The 16,076-nt window shown below is 73.0% G+C and carries 16 protein-coding genes; 7 read left to right on the plus strand and 9 right to left on the minus strand.

Annotated elements, in window-relative coordinates; genetic code table 11:
* Positions 1–173: 173 nt before the first annotated feature.
* Positions 174–1,355 (minus strand): C40 family peptidase, encoded by a 1,182-nt coding sequence (locus ABZ914_RS04165; RefSeq protein ID WP_500191516.1) that lies wholly within the window; start codon positions 1,353–1,355, stop codon positions 174–176.
* A gap of 193 nt (positions 1,356–1,548) precedes the next feature.
* Positions 1,549–3,534: a thioredoxin domain-containing protein gene (locus tag ABZ914_RS04170; protein WP_500191517.1), complete on the minus strand. Its 1,986-nt coding sequence runs from the start codon at positions 3,532–3,534 to the stop codon at positions 1,549–1,551.
* A 223-nt stretch (positions 3,535–3,757) separates the two neighbouring features.
* On the opposite strand from ABZ914_RS04170, the gene ABZ914_RS04175 reads away from it, so the two are divergent.
* Positions 3,758–4,654, plus strand: coding sequence for a class I SAM-dependent methyltransferase (locus ABZ914_RS04175; RefSeq protein WP_500191519.1), 897 nt, complete (start codon positions 3,758–3,760; stop codon positions 4,652–4,654).
* A gap of 12 nt (positions 4,655–4,666) precedes the next feature.
* Here ABZ914_RS04175 and ABZ914_RS04180 read toward each other — a convergent pair whose 3' ends face one another.
* Positions 4,667–6,025, minus strand: coding sequence for a dihydrolipoyl dehydrogenase family protein (locus ABZ914_RS04180; protein WP_387022999.1), 1,359 nt, complete (start codon positions 6,023–6,025; stop codon positions 4,667–4,669).
* 31 nt (positions 6,026–6,056) lie between these two features.
* Positions 6,057–7,010: a ribonuclease Z gene (locus ABZ914_RS04185; protein ID WP_190861657.1), complete on the minus strand. Its 954-nt coding sequence runs from the start codon at positions 7,008–7,010 to the stop codon at positions 6,057–6,059.
* Positions 7,011–7,095: 85 nt separating this feature from the next.
* Between ABZ914_RS04185 and ABZ914_RS04190 the strand changes: the two genes are divergently transcribed.
* The gene (locus ABZ914_RS04190; RefSeq protein WP_190861656.1) at positions 7,096–7,572 is read left to right on the plus strand and encodes a pyridoxamine 5'-phosphate oxidase family protein; all 477 of its coding nucleotides are present in this window, start codon (positions 7,096–7,098) and stop codon (positions 7,570–7,572) included.
* On the opposite strand, the gene ABZ914_RS04195 is transcribed toward ABZ914_RS04190, so the two are convergent.
* From ABZ914_RS04195 to mca, 4 genes are all read right to left on the minus strand, one after another.
* Entirely contained in the window at positions 7,547–8,404 is an 858-nt protein-coding gene (locus ABZ914_RS04195) for a tetratricopeptide repeat protein (RefSeq protein WP_500191521.1), read from the minus strand. The genes ABZ914_RS04190 and ABZ914_RS04195 overlap by 26 nt on opposite strands.
* 75 nt (positions 8,405–8,479) lie before the next feature.
* Complete coding sequence (locus tag ABZ914_RS04200) at positions 8,480–9,808, minus strand: low temperature requirement protein A (protein WP_500191522.1); 1,329 nt, start codon at positions 9,806–9,808, stop codon at positions 8,480–8,482.
* Positions 9,809–9,838: 30 nt separating this feature from the next.
* On the minus strand, positions 9,839–10,099 hold the full coding sequence (locus tag ABZ914_RS04205; protein ID WP_500191524.1) for a hypothetical protein: 261 nt from the start codon (positions 10,097–10,099) through the stop codon (positions 9,839–9,841).
* On the minus strand, positions 10,090–10,953 hold the full coding sequence (mca, locus tag ABZ914_RS04210) for a mycothiol conjugate amidase Mca (RefSeq protein ID WP_500191542.1): 864 nt from the start codon (positions 10,951–10,953) through the stop codon (positions 10,090–10,092). Before mca ends, ABZ914_RS04205 begins: the two co-directional genes overlap by 10 nt.
* Before the next feature lie 189 nt (positions 10,954–11,142).
* Between mca and ABZ914_RS04215 the strand changes: the two genes are divergently transcribed.
* The gene (locus tag ABZ914_RS04215) at positions 11,143–11,526 is read left to right on the plus strand and encodes a DUF4307 domain-containing protein (RefSeq protein ID WP_500191525.1); all 384 of its coding nucleotides are present in this window, start codon (positions 11,143–11,145) and stop codon (positions 11,524–11,526) included.
* Between the two features lie 200 nt (positions 11,527–11,726).
* Positions 11,727–12,224 (plus strand): transcription elongation factor GreA, encoded by a 498-nt coding sequence (gene greA, locus ABZ914_RS04220; RefSeq protein WP_151598654.1) that lies wholly within the window; start codon positions 11,727–11,729, stop codon positions 12,222–12,224.
* Positions 12,225–12,296: 72 nt separating this feature from the next.
* Here greA and ABZ914_RS04225 read toward each other — a convergent pair whose 3' ends face one another.
* Entirely contained in the window at positions 12,297–12,806 is a 510-nt protein-coding gene (locus ABZ914_RS04225) for an Lrp/AsnC family transcriptional regulator (RefSeq protein ID WP_347256897.1), read from the minus strand.
* A 133-nt stretch (positions 12,807–12,939) separates the two neighbouring features.
* On the opposite strand from ABZ914_RS04225, the gene hppD reads away from it, so the two are divergent.
* From hppD to ABZ914_RS04240, 3 genes are all read left to right on the plus strand, one after another.
* A complete protein-coding gene (hppD, locus tag ABZ914_RS04230; RefSeq protein WP_500191527.1) occupies positions 12,940–14,031 on the plus strand; it encodes a 4-hydroxyphenylpyruvate dioxygenase in 1,092 nt (363 codons plus the stop codon).
* Between the two features lie 104 nt (positions 14,032–14,135).
* Positions 14,136–15,062, plus strand: a complete 927-nt coding sequence (locus ABZ914_RS04235) for an RDD family protein (RefSeq protein ID WP_500191528.1) — start codon at positions 14,136–14,138, stop codon at positions 15,060–15,062.
* 103 nt (positions 15,063–15,165) lie between these two features.
* Positions 15,166–15,987, plus strand: coding sequence for an RDD family protein (locus tag ABZ914_RS04240; RefSeq protein ID WP_500191529.1), 822 nt, complete (start codon positions 15,166–15,168; stop codon positions 15,985–15,987).
* Positions 15,988–16,076 lie beyond the last annotated feature (89 nt).

The raw sequence follows: 16,076 nt of genomic DNA on the forward strand, positions 1-16,076 counted from the left end.
CTCCCGGTCCCAAGGTTCAACCTGCCGTGGCCAGGGCTCAGCCTGCCGGGACCGGGGTTCAACCTGCCGGGGCCGGGGGCTCAGCCTGCCGGGGCTGAGGTCCAACCTGCCGGGGCCGGGGTTCAAACTGCCTAGGCGGGGCTGAGGTTCGAGGTGCCGGAGGCGGGGGCGGGTCAGCCGGATAGTTGGGCGGCTAGTTTGGGGCTCACCCGGACGGCGCCCTTGAGGTTGCGGGTGTAGACGTTCTGGATCATCACGTCGAGGCCCGTGCGGGGCGCGACGACCATCTTGCCGTTGCCGATGTACAGGGCGATGTGGGAGATGTAGCCGGGCGCGGTGGGGTCGTTGGCCCAGATCAGCATGTCGCCGGGGACGGCCTTGCTGTAGGGGATGACCCAGCCCACGCGGGCCTGGTCGGCGGCGACGCGCGGGAGGCGGATGCCGGCCCGCGCGAACGCGTACTGCATCAGCCCGGAGCAGTCGTAGCCGCCCTCGGCCTCCGACTCGCCGCCCCACACGTACGGCCAGCCGATCCGCGAGTACGCCGCCTTGATCACGGTCTGCACCTGGCCGGCGGTCATCACCTGGCCGTGCGAGGTCGGCGCGTGGTCCGAGCCGGCCTTCGGGAAGTCGATCTGCGGGTTGACCGCGACGGCCTTGGCGTGCTTCGGCAGCACCTTCTTCAGCTTCTTGATGAAGGCGGCCGGCTTCGTCTTCGGCACGCTGACCAGCATCGCGTTGCCGGTGGGCATGCCGAGGGCCTGCGCGGTGGCGTGCGAGACGACCGCGTCGACGTCGCTGATGCCCATCGTCGCGTAGGCGCCGACGCGCAGGTTCGACTGGTGCTGCTTGCCGCCGACGGGCACCTGGCTGCCGAGCTTGACGCCGCCGTCGCTGCCCATCGTGAAGGAGATCGCGACGTCGCCGGACGCGACGTTGCGCCAGAGCGCGTCGGACTGCGCGGTCGGCTTCGGCGTGTAGTTGCGGAACGTCGACGGGTCGACGCCCATCAGGCCGACGCGCTTGCCCGCGACCATGCCCTGCACGGCGTCGACGACCTCGACGCCCTTCACGCCCTTGGCGCCGCGGATCTTCGCGATGGTCGCGGCGGGCAGCGCGGACGGCGCCGCGACGAGGACGTGCGGGGTGAGGCGCTTGCCGAGCGGCGCGACCGCGCCGGGCGACAGGCTGGTGCTGCCGGACGCGGCGACGTAGCGGGCCCGCTTCTCCTGCGGGGAGGGCGGGGGATCGCCGTCGTGGCCGCGGGCGATGAGCACCGCGGTGTTGGCTGCGAGCGTGGTCAGGACCGAAACGCCGATGATCGTCGGTAGGATCCGGCGGTTCGGCTTCCGCACTGCCACGCTCCTTTTAGGTCGGCCTTCCCGGCTCCCACGACTATGACCCAGAGGAGCGGCAACCGTCCAGATACCCGGCGCACCAGCGGACACCCGTGCCCGTCGTGCCCCATCGGGTCAGCCCCGTCCCCGCTACCCATTGGTAACACCATGCGGGAACGAGAGCAAGGTCACGTTGCCACAAAATGGACGGCTAATCCAATTGCCCACGTAGTTCGCGGGTCAGCTCGGCCGGGGTCGTCACGGGCAGCCGGCAGGTGAACATCCGGCAGACGTACGCGGCGGGCGCGCCGTCCACCGGCTCGCGGCCCTCCAGCAGCGGGACGCCCTCCGCCCCGGGCTCGCCGACGCTCACCACCGCGCCCGGCGCGGGCGACATCAGCGCGGTGCGGTGCAGCGCCCGGGTCCGCTCGTCGTCCCGGCCGCCGATGATCGCGATCTCCACCGGCCCGGCCGCGTGCGCCTCCGCGACCGCCAGCCCCCAGCCGGCGAACCGCGCGTGCTTCTCCGCCAGCGGCCCGACCGGGCCGAGCGCCGCCTCCGCCGCCTGCCGGTGCCAGTCCGACCCGGTCAGCGCGGCGAACGACAGCAGCGCGCCCGCCGCCGCGAACTGGCCGGACGGGGTGGCGTTGTCGGTCGGGTCCTGCGGGCGCCGGAACAGCCGCTCGGCGTCGTCGGCGGTGTCGTAGAAGCCGCCCGCCCCGTCCCCGAACCGTTCGAGGACGGTGTTCAGCAGCTCCCCCGCCAGCCGCATGTGCGCGGGGTCGCCGGTCACGCCGTGCAGCGCGAGCAGGCCCTCCGCCACGTCCGCGTAGTCCTCCAGGACGCCCGCGTTCTCGCCGGCGGCGCCGCCGCGCGACGTCCGGACGAGCCGCCCGCCGCTCTCGTGCACGCCGATGAGCAGCCGCGCCACGTCCTCGGCCGCGCTGACGAGGTCGGGCCGGTCGAACAGCGCCCCGCACTCGGCGAGCGCCGCGACGGCGAGGCCGTTCCAGGCCGCGACGACCTTGTCGTCCCGCGCCGGCGGCACCCGGTGCGCGCGGGCCTCCAGCAGGAGCGTCCGGACGCGCTCGTAGCGCTCGGCGTCGTCGGGGTCGCGGAGGAGCTGGAGCACGGAGGTGCCGTGCTCGAACGTGCCCGTCACCTCGAACAGGCGCTCGGCGTAGGCGCCGTCGTCCTCGCCGAGGACCTGCCTCAGCTGCTCCGGCGTCCAGACGTAGTACTTGCCCTCGACGCCCTCGCTGTCGGCGTCCAGGGCCGACGCCAGCCCGCCTTCGGGCGTCCACAGGTCGCGCAGCATCCAGTCGCAGGTCTCCAGGGCGACGCGCCGCGCGAACGGCGAACCGGTCAGCCGCCACCAGTGCGCGTACACGCGGGCCAGCAGCGCGTTGTCGTAGAGCATCTTCTCGAAGTGCGGGACGACCCACTGCGCGTCCACCGAGTACCGCGCGAACCCGCCGCCGAGCTGGTCGTACATCCCGCCGCGGGCCATCGCCTCCAGCGTGTGCCCGGCCATCGCGAGGGCCTCCGCGTCGCCCGTGCGGGCGTGGTGGCGCAGCAGGAACTCCAGGGCCATCGACGGCGGGAACTTCGGCGCGCCGCCGAACCCGCCCCGCGCCGCGTCGTAGGACTGCGCCAGCACCTTCACGGCGTGCGCGAGCCGCTCCGCGCCGGGCACCTCGCCGCTCGCGAGCCCCGTCCCGCGCGAGGTCAGGGCCGCGACGACCTGCTGCCCCTGCCCGACGACCTCGTCGCGCTGCTCCGTCCACGCCTTGTGGACGGCCTCCAGCAGCGCCTGGAACTGCTGCCTCGGGAAGTACGTTCCGCAGTAGAAAGGATGCCCGTCCGGCGTCATGAACACGGTCATCGGCCAACCGCCCTGGCCGGTCATCGCCTGCGTGGCCTCCATGTAGACCGCGTCGATGTCGGGGCGTTCCTCCCGGTCCACCTTGATGTTCACGAACATCTCGTTCATGAGCCGCGCGGTCTCACCGTCCTCGAAGGACTGGTGGGCCATCACGTGGCACCAGTGGCAGGCGGCATATCCAACAGAAAGGAGCACCGGGACATCTCGCCGGCGCGCCTCGGCGAACGCCTCGGCGCTCCACTCCCACCAGTCGACCGGGTTCCCGGCGTGCTGCAGCAGGTACGGGCTGGTGGCGTCCTTGAGCCGGTTCATGCCCCGATCCTGCCCGATCCGGCGGCCGGTTCACGGCCCGGGGCCGTCCCGTTTCGGCGGGTTGCCCCCGAGCTCGGCGCCCCTATGATGTGACGTCGCCGATGACCGGGTCCGTCCGCGGACGGACCGTGACCGACGCAAGCGCAAGTACATCGACTGATCGCTCCCCCCCTCCGCATCCCCCCGAACCGCTCCTGCACCCGCTGAAGTTGGAGCTTCACCCATGACCGAAACCCGGCCCTCCGCCCCCGCCTCCCTCGACGACGTCGACGGCTGGTTCCCCAAGGTCGACCAGCGGCTGTTCACCTGGTTCCTGGACCGCCAGGAACGCCTCGGCCAGCACGGCGACCTCGTCGAGCTCGGCTCCTATCTCGGCAAGAGCGCCATCCTCATGGGGCGCCACCTGCGCGACGGCGAGACCTTCACCGTCTGCGACCTGTTCGACTCCGACGCCCCCGACGACTCGAACCAGGCCGAGATGGACGGGTCGTACGCCAGCCTGACCCGCACGGCCTTCGAGGCGAACTACCGCGCGTTCCACGACGGCCTGCCGCGGATCATCCAGGCGCCGACCTCGGTGATCCTCGATCACGTCCGGCCGGAGAGCTGCCGGTTCGTGCACGTGGACGCGTCCCACCTGTACGAGCACGTGCGGGGCGACATCCAGGCCGCGCACGTGATGCTACCGGTGGAGGGCGTGATCGTCTGCGACGACTACCGCTCCGAGCACACCCCCGGCGTCTCCGCCGCCGTCTGGGAGGCGGTGGCCGCCGAGGGCCTGCGCCCGGTCTGCGTCACCCCGCAGAAGCTCTACGGGACGTGGGGCGACGTGAAGGACGTCCAGGACGACCTGCTGGCCTGGCTCGGCGAGCAGGACGACCTCTGGCACGAGGTGCAGCAGGTGGCCGGGCGGCCGCTCCTGCGCGTCAAGGCCAAGTCGGCCCCGAAGACCAAGAAGGACCGGACGCGCGAGCTCAAGGAGCGCCTCGCCCGCGCGGAGGAGCAGCGGGCGCGCGCGCAGCACGAGCTGGACTCCGTCCGCAACTCGCTCAGCTTCAAGGTCGGCCGGGCCGCCACCGCGCTGCCCCGGGCGATGCGCCGCAACGGGCGCCGCCGCTGACGGCAGGCGGCGCTAGCCGTCGAGGGCCGCGAGGGCGGTCTCGATGGTGCGGTGGAACGTGGGATAGGCGTAGATCATCTCGCGGAGGGCCGCGGTGGGGGCCTCGGTGTGCACGGCGACGGCCAGCGCGCCGAGGACCTCCCCGCCGGCCGGCCCCGCCGCGGTCGCGCCGACCAGCACGCCCCACTCGGTGCTCTCGACGAGCTTGACGAACCCGTCGTTGCCGACCTTCTGGATCCAGCCGCGCGTCGACTCCGGGATCGGCGCGAGCCCGGTGCGGACCGGCAGGTTCTGGTCGCGGGCCTGCGCCTCGGTGAGCCCGACCGCCGCGATCTCGGGGTCGGTGAACGTCACCCGGGGGACGGCCCGGTAGGCGGCCTGCGGCCCCTCCTCGCCGAGGATGTCGCGGACCGCGACGGACGCCTGGTACATGGACACGTGCGTGAACGCGCCCTTGCCGGTGATGTCGCCGATCGCCCAGACGCCGTCGGCGGCGCGCATGTGCCCGTCCACGTCGATCTGCCGGGCGTCCTCGTCGAGGCCCACGGCGTCCAGGCCGAGGCCCTTCAGGTTCGGGCGGCGGCCGGTCGCGACGAGCAGCCGGTCGGCGGTCAGGGTCTCGTCCCCGAGGTGCAGGCGGAACTCGCCGTTCGCGTACGAGGCGCCGGTGACCTTCGCGCCCGTCCGCACGCCGACGCCCTCGCGCTCGAACACCTGCCGCAGCAGCTCGCTCGACTCCGGTTCCTCGTTCAGCAGCAGGCGGTCGGCGGCCTCGACGACCGTCACGCGGCTGTCGAAGCGGGAGAAGACCTGCGCCATCTCCACCCCGACCACGCCGCCGCCCAGCACCAGCAGCGACTCCGGCACCTCCGTGGCCTGCACGGCCTCCCGGTTCGTCCAGAACGGGACGTCGGCGAGGCCGTCGACCGGCGGCGCCGACGGCGCCGTGCCGGTGTTGAGCAGGATGCCGCGGCGGGCCCGGAACACCCGGTCGCCGACCGTCACCTCGCGGGGCCCGGTGATGCGGCCCTCCCCGCGCACCAGCCGCGCGCCCTTGCCGGTGAGCCGGTCCGCGGCGGCCGTGTCGGTCCACGAGCCGGTCGCCTCGTCGCAGATCCGGGCGGCCACCGGCGCCCAGTCCGGCCGGATGATCGAGTCGCCCGCCATCCCCGGGATGCGGGTGCCGTCCGCGATCAGCCCCGCGGCGCGCACCATCATCTTCGTCGGGACGCACGCGTAGTACGGGCACTCCCCGCCGACCAGCCGGGACTCCACGGCCGCGACGGACAGGCCCGCCTCGGCCAGCCGGCCCGCCGCGTCCTCCCCGCCGGGCCCGAGACCGATGACGACGACATCGACTTCTTCAGCCATGCACCGGGTCCTGCCCATGTTGGGCGGCGTCTCACTGTGGCGGGCGAGGTTTTGCGGCTCGGCGGGGCGGCAGGGGGATCCGGTCCAGGTCGTGGACGAGCGAGATCGCGCCGCCGAACCCGGCGGCGGCCTCGTCCTCGAAGCGGTGCTCGTCCTCGGCGCGGTAGCGCTCGGAGAAGTGCGTGAGGACCAGGTGCCGGACGCCGGCGTCCGCCGCGACCCGGCCCGCCTGCCCCGCCGTGAGGTGCCCGAACCTGGCCGCGAGCGGGGAGTCCTCGTCCAGGAACGTCGACTCGATCACCAGCATGTCGACGCCGGCCGCGAGGTCCCGGACGCCGTCGCAGCGGCGGGTGTCCATGACGAACGCGACCTTCTGCCCGGGGCGCCGCGTGCTGCACTCCTCCAGCGCGACCGTGGTGCCGTCCGGCGCGGTCACCCGCCCGCGCTCCTGGAGCTCGCGGACGAGCGGCCCCCGCACGCCCTTCGCGGCGAGCCGCTCGGGCAGCATCGTGACGCCGTCCGGCTCCTCGACCCGGTACCCGTACGCCTCCACCGGGTGCGACAGCCGCCGCGCGACCAGCGAGAACGGCGCGTCCTCCAGGTCGAGCGCGGTCCGCTCCCCGGACACCGGCCACTCGCGGACCACCTCGGTGTCGTGGAACGCCGACGCGTACCGCAGCCGCTGCCAGTACTCCGCGCCGCTCGCCGGGAAGACCGCGTTCACCGGGTGCTCGACGCCGTCGCGCGCGATCCGCTGGACGATGCCGGGCACGCCGAGGCAGTGGTCGCCGTGGAAGTGCGTCACGCAGATCCACGTCACGTCGTTCGCGGCGACCCCGGCGTGCGCCATCTGCCGCTGCGTCCCCTCGCCCGGGTCGAACAGCAGCCCCTGCCCGTCCCAGCGCAGCAGGTAGCCGTTGTGGTTGCGGGCCTTGGTCGGCACCGCGCTGGCGGAGCCGAGGACGATCAGATCGCGAACGGACATCCCCCCATGGTGCCGCGCGAGGGGCGTTGCAAGCGCTTGGTTATCCTGACCGCGTCCTGGACCGATGCGAGCAAGGGAGAGCCGCGTGGCCGGAAGCAAGCGCGACAAGATCAAGATGACCCCCGACGAGGTCGCCGCCTACCTCGCCGGCAACTTCAAGGTCCAGGTCGCCACCGTCGGCAAGGACGGCGAGCCGCACCTCGTCACGATGTTCTACGCCCTGCTCGACGGCAAGATCGCGTTCACCACGTACCACTCGTCGCAGAAGGTCGTGAACCTGCGCCGCAACCCGACGATGACCTGCCTCGTCGAGGACGGCGTCGAGTACAACGAGCTGCGCGGCGTCGCGCTGTACGGCCGCGGCCTGGTCATCGAGGACCGCGACGAGCTGCACAAGGTCGGCTACGTCGTCGGCTCCCGGATGGCGGGCCTGCCCGTCCCCGAGATCGGCGAGCCCATCGACCCCGCCATGGCCGCCGGCATCGAGCAGGCCATGTCCAAGCGCGTCCTCGTCGTCATGGACCCCGACACCATCGTCAGCTGGGACCATCGGAAGGCGTGAGCCCCTCCCGGCGGCGCGCCGCGTCCTCCGCCTTCGGGGTCGGGACCGAGCCGTAGAGGGCGATCGCGCGGTCGAGGGCGGCGCCCTCGGCCGCGGCGTCGCCGCGCTGCCGGGCCGCGTCCGCGAGGTGCACGAACGCGTCGCCCTCCCGCTCCGGGGCCTCCTCCGCCCGGACGATCTCCAGCGCCTGGCCGAAGAAGTTGGTCGCCGCGACGGGCCGTCCCGCGCGCAGGTACGCCTCGCCGAGGGTGGTGAGGGCGCGGGCCCGGTCGTGGTCGTCGGAGAGCGCGGCGAACTCGTCCGGCAGGGAGCCGAGCAGCCGGATGGCGCGGTCGAGGTCGCCCGTCTCCATCAGCGCGCGGCCGAGGTTGTGCCGGGCCAGCAGGACCGTGCGGCGGTCGCCGTCGCGCTCGGCCAGCCGCAGGCCCTCCTCCAGCGCCTCGGCGGCCTCCGCCCAGCGCTCCCGGTGCAGCAGCGCCAGGCCCTCCGCCTCCAGCTCCGCCTCCCCTGACGCCGTACCGGCGAGGTAGTGGTCCAGGACGCGGCGGAGCGCCGCGTCGCGCTCCTCCTCGGTGTCCTCGCGGACGGCCCATTCCCGCGCGTAGTCGCGGACGGGCCCGGGCAGCCGGTGGCGGTCGCCGCCCGCGTCGGCGACGAGGCCGCGGTCGGCGAGCGTCCGGAGCAGGTCGCGGGCCTCCGCCGCCGGGACCCCGGCCAGCGCGGCGGCCGCGGCGACGCCGAAGTCGTCGCCGGGCTGCAGGCCCAGCAGCCGGAGCAGCCGGGCGGCGTCCGGAGGGAGCGCCCGGTAGGAGTCCTCGAATTTCGCGCGCACGTCGGGGTCCTTCCCCCGGCGCGGCGGGGGCCAACCGGGCGGCCGGCCCGGCGCGGCGTCCGACCGGCGGGCGGCTCAGCGTTCCGCAGGCGACTCGGCGGGCCCGGCGCCGGCGGACTCGGCGGCCGTCTCCTCGAGCGGGACGGGCCGCATCCCCGGCACGCCCGGCATCCCCGGCACGCCCAGGCCGCGGCTGTAGAGCCGGTAGGCGCGCACGTCCCACAGCGCCAGCGCGGCCACCACGACCGTCGTGCAGATGTGCAGCGTCAGCCGGTCCATCGCGAACGAGATCGCCGCGAGCCCCGCGAGCGCGACCAGCGCGGTGAGGCGGGCCCGGGTGAAGTCCCCGAAGACGGCCCGCTTGAAGAGGGCGTGCCCGAACACGAACAGGGCCGGGCCGCCCGCCGCGACGGCGGCGAAACCGGTGGTCATGTGCCCGCCGGGATGCGCCATGACCATCTCGTCCGAGACCGCTCCGACGATGATGCCCGCGACCATCACGATGTGGATGAACGTGTAGGCGGACCGGCCCAGCCGTCCCGGATCGGCGGACTCGGCGATCCGCTCGGCCGCCTTCTCCGCCGTGTGGTCGAAGTAGATCCACCAGAGCGCGACGGCGCCGGCGAACGCCGACACGAACCCCGCCGCGACCCCGGCGCCCGGCGTGTGCCCGCCCAGCGTCGTGCCGGTGACCAGCACCGACTCGCCGAGGGCGATGATGACGAACAGCTGGCAGCGCTCGGCCATGTGGCCGCCGTCGATCGTCCAGTCGGCCGTGCTGGACCGGCCGAGCAGCGGCGTCGTGTACCCGTGCCACGGCGCCAGGTACTCCAGGGCGACGGCGAGCAGCCACAGCCCGGCGCGGACGTCCGCCGCGTCCACGAGGGCGCCGCCGATCCACAGCACGGCCGACACCGCCTGCCAGAACAGCACCCGCTGGAAGTTGCGGCCGAGCTCGTGGCCCCAGGTGGCGGCGACGACGAAGACGGTCCGGCCGACCTGGATGGCCACGTAGGCGGCCGCGAACCACACCCCGCCGGAGCCGAACGCGCCGGGCAGCATCGCCGCCATGAACAACCCGGCGACCATCACGCCGACCAGCACCAGCCGGACCGCCGGATGGTCCGGGTCGAACCAGTTGGTGGTCCAGCAGGTGTACATCCACGCCCACCAGACGGCGAGCAGGAGCAGCAGCGTCTCGGCGGCGCCGCGGGCGGTCAGGTGCTCCAGCAGCCGGTGCGACAGCTGGGTCACCGCGAAGACGAAGACCAGGTCGAAGAAGAGCTCGAAGAACGTGACCCGCGCCGCGCCGTCGCCGCGGGGCCGCAGCAGGGCGTCCGCCCTGGACGGACGCCCTGCGGGCATGCCGGACGGCGCGGCGTGCCCGGTGCGCGCGTCGCTCATGGGGGGATGCCCGGCCGGCCGGCGCGCCGGCTAGGCGGTGCCGGCGGACTCGTCGCCCGCCGCGCGGTCGGCGGCCGCGGCGGCCTTGGCGGCCTGCGCCCGCTCCCATTCCTGCTGCTTGAGATCGGCCTCCCGGGGCGCCTGGATCTTCCCCATCTGCTTGTTCATCGAGCGGACGAGGAACACCAGCGCGATCAGCAGCGCCAGGAACACCCCGAAGCCGAGGAAGCCGGGGCTGACCGTGTCGTTGTTGAGCGGAATGGCGTGGGCGAGCGGAAGCACTACAGACACACCTTCTCCCGGATGCCGGCGAACAGGTCGCCCTCCGGCAACTCGGTGTCGACCAGGGACCTGGCCAAATGGTAGTCCTCGGTCGGCCATGCCTCGCGCTGGACGTCCAGCGGGACGCGGAACCAGAACCCGTTGGGGTCGATCTGGGTCGCGTGCGCCAGCAGCGCGCGGTCACGTGTCTCGAAGTGGTCGGCGCACGGGACCCGGGTCGTGACGTCCCACATCGCGCGCTTCTCCTTCTCCTCCTCGAAGCGCTCGATCCACTCGTGGTACGGCGACTCCAGGCCCGCCTTCTCCATCGCGGTGTGCAGCGCGAGGATGCGGTCCTTGCTGAAGGTCATGTGGTAGTAGAGCTTCAGCGGCTGCCACGGGTCGCCCGCGCCGGGGTAGCGCTCCGGGTCGCCGGCCGCCTCGAACGCCTCCACCGACACCTCGTGGCACTTCACGTGGTCGGGGTGCGGGTAGCCGCCCTTCTCGTCGTACGTCAGCATGACGTGCGGGCGGAACTCGCGGACGGCGCGCACCAGCGGCTCGCTGGCGGTCTCCAGCGGCTCCAGCGCGAAGCAGCCCTCGGGCAGCGGCGGGAGCGGGTCCCCCTCGGGGAAGCCGGAGTCGACGAAGCCGAGCCAGCGCTGCCGGACGCCGAGGATCTCGCGGGCCCGGGCCATCTCGGCCTCGCGCACCTTGCCGATGTCGGCCTTGACCTCCGGACGGTCCATCGCCGGGTTCAGGATGTCGCCGCGCTCACCGCCGGTGCAGGTGACGACCAGGACCTCCACGCCCTCGGCGACGTACCGGGCCATCGTGGCCGCGCCCTTGCTGGACTCGTCGTCGGGGTGGGCGTGCACCGCCATCAGGCGCAGCGGTTCGGCACCCCCGTCCGGCCCGGCGCACGTCGTATCGTCGATGACCTCGGACACCTGGGGATCTCCCTCTCAGCGAGCGGTTCTGACCGTGAAGGCGGACCCCGGTTCGGAGCACCCGCGCCTACAGACGAGAATTGTCCCTGACAACGTCCGCACCCCGCACGGAGATTCCCCGCGATGACGACGAGCGTGCCGGCGCCCGAGGCGCCCGCCGAGCCCAAGCGCGGCCGGCTCGGCCTGGTGATCATCGGGATCGTGTGCGCGGTCGCGGCGGGCGGCTTCGGGTTCATCGCCGCGCACGTGGGGCAGACTCCCGGCATCGACGCGCAGCTGATCACCTACGACGCGGGCCCGGCCTCCATCGAGGTGAACTTCTCCGTCGCCAAGCCGAAGGGGGACGTGGTGCACTGCACGCTGCAGGCCTACGACGAGAACATGGCCGTGATCGCCAAGAGGGACGTCACGATCCCGGCCGGGACGTCGAAGGCGGGCATGTCGGAGACGCTGCCGACGCCGGGCAAGGCGACCAGCGCCCAGGTGCAGGGCTGCCGCAAGGCGTGACGCCGGGTCCGGGCGGCGAACGCCCGGATCGTCCGGTCGGCGGGTGAAACCCGATTGGCCGGTTGCACACGCCGAGTTCAGGGAACCTTTACCCGCACACACCGGATAGGCTAGAGGTTTCACCCGGCCGCACTTCATGTCGATGTGGCGCCCGCCCGGAAGGGCCGGCGAGGATCGCAACATGTGGATGAGGAGTACCCGTGACCGAGACCCGCGCTGACAACGTCACCTGGCTGACCCAGGAGGCGTACGACCGGCTCAAGGCTGAGCTGGACCACCTGTCGGGCCCGGGCCGCATCGAGATCGCTCAGAAGATCGAGGCGGCGCGGGAGGAAGGCGACCTGCGCGAGAACGGCGGCTACCACGCGGCCAAGGAGGAGCAGGGCAAGATCGAGGGCCGGATCCTCCAGCTCCAGGGCATCCTGGAGAACGCGCGCGTGGGCGAGGCGCCGCGCACCGAGGGCGTCGTCGGTCCCGGCATGACCGTCACGGTCACCTTCGAGGGCGACGACGAGGAGGTCACGTTCCTGCTGGCCTCCCGCGAGGAGGTCGGCGCGCCCATCGACGTCTACTCGCCGAAGTCGCCGCTCGGCGCGGCGATCAACGGCAAGAAGGTCGGCGACAAGGCCACCTACGCGCTGCCGAACGGCCGCAGCATGACCGTCGAGATCCTCGACGCGACCCCCTACGGCGGCTGACCCCCGCCGCGATCGCCGCTCCCCCGAGCGGCGTCACCGGCCGGGAGTGCGCTTCACGGTCCGCCGTCCCGCTCAGCGGGGCGGCGGACCGTCGTTTTGCCCGGACCCGCCCGTCCGGCCCGACGCCTCCCGGACGAGGGGCAGCGTGCGGTAGGGGATCTGGGTGGCGAGGGAGATCACCGAGGACGCGCGCTCGACGCCCGCGACGTCCACGAGCACGTCGATGACGCGCTGCAGGTCGGTGTTGCTGCGCGCGACGATGCGGCAGAGCATGTCGCCGGGGCCGGTGATCGTGTGCGCCTCGATCACCTCGGGGACCTGGGCGAGGCGGCGCGCGACGGGGTCGTGGCCGCCGGCCTGCCGCAGCTGGAGCGTCACGAACGCGGTGACGCCGTAGCCGAGGGCCGCCGGGTCGATCTCGGGGCCGAACCCGGCGATGACGCCGTCGCGCGACAGCCGGTCCAGCCGGGCCTGGACGGTCCCGCGGGCGACGCCGAGGCGGCGGGACGCCTCCAGCACGCCGACGCGGGGCTCGGCGGCGAACATCTCGATCAGCCGTCCGTCCAGCTCGTCGATGGGCACGGCGCCCTCCCCTGCTGTGGTCCTGGTCACGCTGTACAGAGCGACCGGTCGTTTCCGCTGATTACTGTACAGATTGTGCAGTGATTTCGACGACTCTTGCGCACCTTGTAGGCAAACGCCGAGATTGGTGGGCATGGATGAGTTTCCGGTCAAGGGCATGGACGCCGTCGTGTTCGCCGTGGGCAACGCCAAGCAGGCGGCCCACTACTACTCGACCGCCTTCGGGATGCGCCGGGTCGCCTACCGCGGCCCGGAGAACGGCAGCCCGGACGAGGCGGTGCACGTGCTGGAGTCGGGCGGCGCCCGGTTCGTGTTCCGCGGCCCGGTGAAGGCGGGCACCGCGATCGGCCGGCACATCGCCGAGCACGGGGACGGGGTCGTCGACCTGGCGATCGAGGTGCCGGACGTCGAGCACGCCTACCGGCACGCGCTCGCCAAGGGCGCCACGGGCCTGGAGGAGCCGCACGTCCTGGAGGACGAGCACGGCAAGGTGACGATCGCGGCGATCGCCACCTACGGCGAGACGCGGCACTCGCTGGTCGACCGCTCCAACTACAGCGGCCCGTACCTGCCGGGCTTCGAGGCCGCCGAGCCGATCGTCGAGCCGCAGGAGAAGCGGTTCTTCCAGGCGATCGACCACTGCGTCGGCAACGTCGAGCGCATGGACGAGTGGGCCGAGTTCTACCACCGCGTCATGGGCTTCACCGACATGGCCGAGTTCGTCGGCGACGACATCGCGACCGAGTACTCGGCGCTGATGTCGAAGGTCGTCGCGGACGGCACCCGGAAGGTGAAGTTCCCGCTGAACGAGCCGGCGGAGAGCAGGCGCAAGTCGCAGATCGACGAGTACCTGGAGTTCTACGGCGGGCCGGGCGTGCAGCACATCGCGCTGGCCACCAACGACATCCTGGCGTCGGTGGACCGGATGCGCGCGGCCGGCGTGGAGTTCCTCGACAGCCCCGACTCCTACTACGAGGACGCGGAGCTGCGCGAGCGCATCGGCCAGGTGCGGGTGCCGATCGAGGAGCTGCAGAAGCGCCGCATCCTGGTCGACCGGGACGAGGACGGCTACCTGCTGCAGATCTTCACCAAGCCGGTGCAGGACCGTCCGACGGTGTTCTTCGAGCTGATCGAGCGGCACGGGTCGCTCGGCTTCGGCAAGGGCAACTTCAAGGCGCTGTTCGAGGCGATCGAGCGCGAGCAGGAGCGCCGCGGCAACCTGTGACACCGCCGCCGCCGTGCGGCCCTGACCGGCCCGGAACGAGGTGTCCGGGGCCGGTCAGGAGCCCGGCGGGCGGACGAGGGCGCGGACCGGCACACTGTGGCGCTATGACCGAACCGCCGCAGAACGCCGAGCCGCCCGAGCCTTCCGGAGCGGCGCCGCGCCCGGAGGCGCCCGAGCAGGGCTGGGCCTCCCCGGACGCGCCGTCCGCGCAGGAGCGGCCGGACGTCCCCGCACCGGCGGAACCGGCCGACGACCGGCCGCCGCCGTACCAGGGCACGTACGGCGCGCCTCCCGGGCGCCCGCAGCCGGCCTTCACGCCCCCGACCGGGTATCCGGCGCCCGGATCCGGCCAGGCCGGATATGGCCAGGGGCCGGGCGCTCCGCAGGCGCCGTACGGGCCCGGTCAGCCGCCCTACGGCCAGGTTCCCCACCCGCAGGCCCCGTACGGGCCGGGCCCCGGCTACGGCCCGCCGTCCCTCGCCCCCGTCGACCCGAACGCGCCCGCGAGCCGCGGGCTGCGGTTCGCCGCGGGGCTCATCGACAGGTTCATCGTCGGCCTCTTCAACGTGCCGGTCGTGCTGTTCGCCATCCGCTGGGACCGGTTGCGGGAGGTCGCCGACACCGGGCAGAGCCTCGACAACCCGCTGGACGCCTACGACCTCCCGCGCCTGGCGGTCGGCTATGCCGTCGCGATGCTCCTGGGCGTCGCCTACTACACGGTCCAGCACGCCGTATGGGGAAAGACGATCGGGAAGCGCGCGGTCGGGATCCGCGTCGTGCGGGCGGACGACCGCACGGCCGCGGGCTGGGGGCAGATCATCGCGCGGCAGGGGTTCGTCTTCCTGGCCGACGCCATCACCACGGCGCTGACCCTCCTGGTCCCGTTCGCGGGCCTGTTCGGGTTCGTCGCGCTGCTCGACAACGCGTGGATCCTGTGGGACCGCGACCGGCGGGCCGTCCACGACATGGTGGCGGGGACGGTGGTGGTGCGGGCTCCGGCGTGGGCGCCGGACCCGTACGCCCGTACATGATCCCCGGCCCGGCGGCAACCCTTGATCATCACGGCGGTAACGTTCCGGTGTCCGCCGACGTCGGCGAGGTTTGGACGGACGCGGCGCGGCGAACCTCTCAGGCATGACGCAACCGCCCAATGACCCTCGGTCCGGGGACCAGCCGGAGGACCGGCCGCACGGGCAGCAACCGCAGGGGCAACCGGAACAGCCGGGCCCGTACACCGGTCCGCCGTACGGCGGCCAGCCCGGCTACGGCCAGCAGCAGCCGGGCTACGGCCAGCCGGGCTACGGCCAGCCGGGCTACGGCCAGCCGGGCTACGGCCAGCCCGGCTACGGCGAGCAGCAGCCCTACGGCGGGCAACCCGGATACGGGCAGCCGGGGTACGGGCAGGAGCAGCCCTACCCGGGCCAGGGCGACCCCTACGGCGGGCTCCCCCGCTACCAGGGCGGCCCGGGCGAGTACGCCGACCCGTCCGCCGGGCTGGCGAGCCGGTGGGCCCGCCTCGGCGCGGCCATCATCGACGGCATCATCGTCGGGATCGTCGTCGGGCTGATCTCGCTGCCGTTCGTGGACTGGGACCACGTGATCCACAACAACGGCACCATGTACGACGGCGCCCGGGTCGGCACCAACGCGATCAGCGTCGTGCTGGGCTTCCTCTACTTCTGGCTGATGACGGCCAGGTGGGGCCAGACGCTCGGCAAGATGCTGCTGAAGATCCGGGTCGTCCGGCAGGACGACGGGCTGGCGATCACGACCGGGCAGGCGGCGGGCCGGTCCGCCTTCTACACCGTCCTCGGCGGCATCTGCGGCTGCATCGGGCTCATCGACGTGCTGTGGATCCTGTGGGACCCGCGCAAGCAGGCGCTGCACGACAAGGTCGCGCGGACCGTCGTCATCAAGGCCGGCGCGCATCTCCCCGACCCGTACGTGCGCCGCTGACGGCTTCCGGAGTTGCCGGGCACGCCCCGGCACGGGCAGGCTGGGCGGCGTGCATATGGCCGGATACTCCCCCAGCCCCCGCCCTCGCC

This window comes from Spirillospora sp. NPDC046719, from assembly GCF_040645715.1.
Lineage (GTDB): Bacteria > Actinomycetota > Actinomycetes > Streptosporangiales > Streptosporangiaceae > Spirillospora.

Coding starts and splice junctions, on each gene's coding strand:
- ABZ914_RS04170 (WP_500191517.1), bottom strand. CDS start 3,534: ATGAACCGGCTCAAGGACGCCACCAGCCCGTACCTGCTGCAGCACGCC.
- ABZ914_RS04175 (WP_500191519.1), top strand. CDS start 3,758: ATGACCGAAACCCGGCCCTCCGCCCCCGCCTCCCTCGACGACGTCGAC.
- ABZ914_RS04180 (WP_387022999.1), bottom strand. CDS start 6,025: ATGGCTGAAGAAGTCGATGTCGTCGTCATCGGTCTCGGGCCCGGCGGG.
- ABZ914_RS04185 (WP_190861657.1), bottom strand. CDS start 7,010: ATGTCCGTTCGCGATCTGATCGTCCTCGGCTCCGCCAGCGCGGTGCCG.
- ABZ914_RS04200 (WP_500191522.1), bottom strand. CDS start 9,808: ATGAGCGACGCGCGCACCGGGCACGCCGCGCCGTCCGGCATGCCCGCA.
- mca (WP_500191542.1), bottom strand. CDS start 10,953: ATGGCGGTGCACGCCCACCCCGACGACGAGTCCAGCAAGGGCGCGGCC.
- ABZ914_RS04215 (WP_500191525.1), top strand. CDS start 11,143: ATGACGACGAGCGTGCCGGCGCCCGAGGCGCCCGCCGAGCCCAAGCGC.
- hppD (WP_500191527.1), top strand. CDS start 12,940: ATGGATGAGTTTCCGGTCAAGGGCATGGACGCCGTCGTGTTCGCCGTG.
- ABZ914_RS04235 (WP_500191528.1), top strand. CDS start 14,136: ATGACCGAACCGCCGCAGAACGCCGAGCCGCCCGAGCCTTCCGGAGCG.
- ABZ914_RS04240 (WP_500191529.1), top strand. CDS start 15,166: ATGACGCAACCGCCCAATGACCCTCGGTCCGGGGACCAGCCGGAGGAC.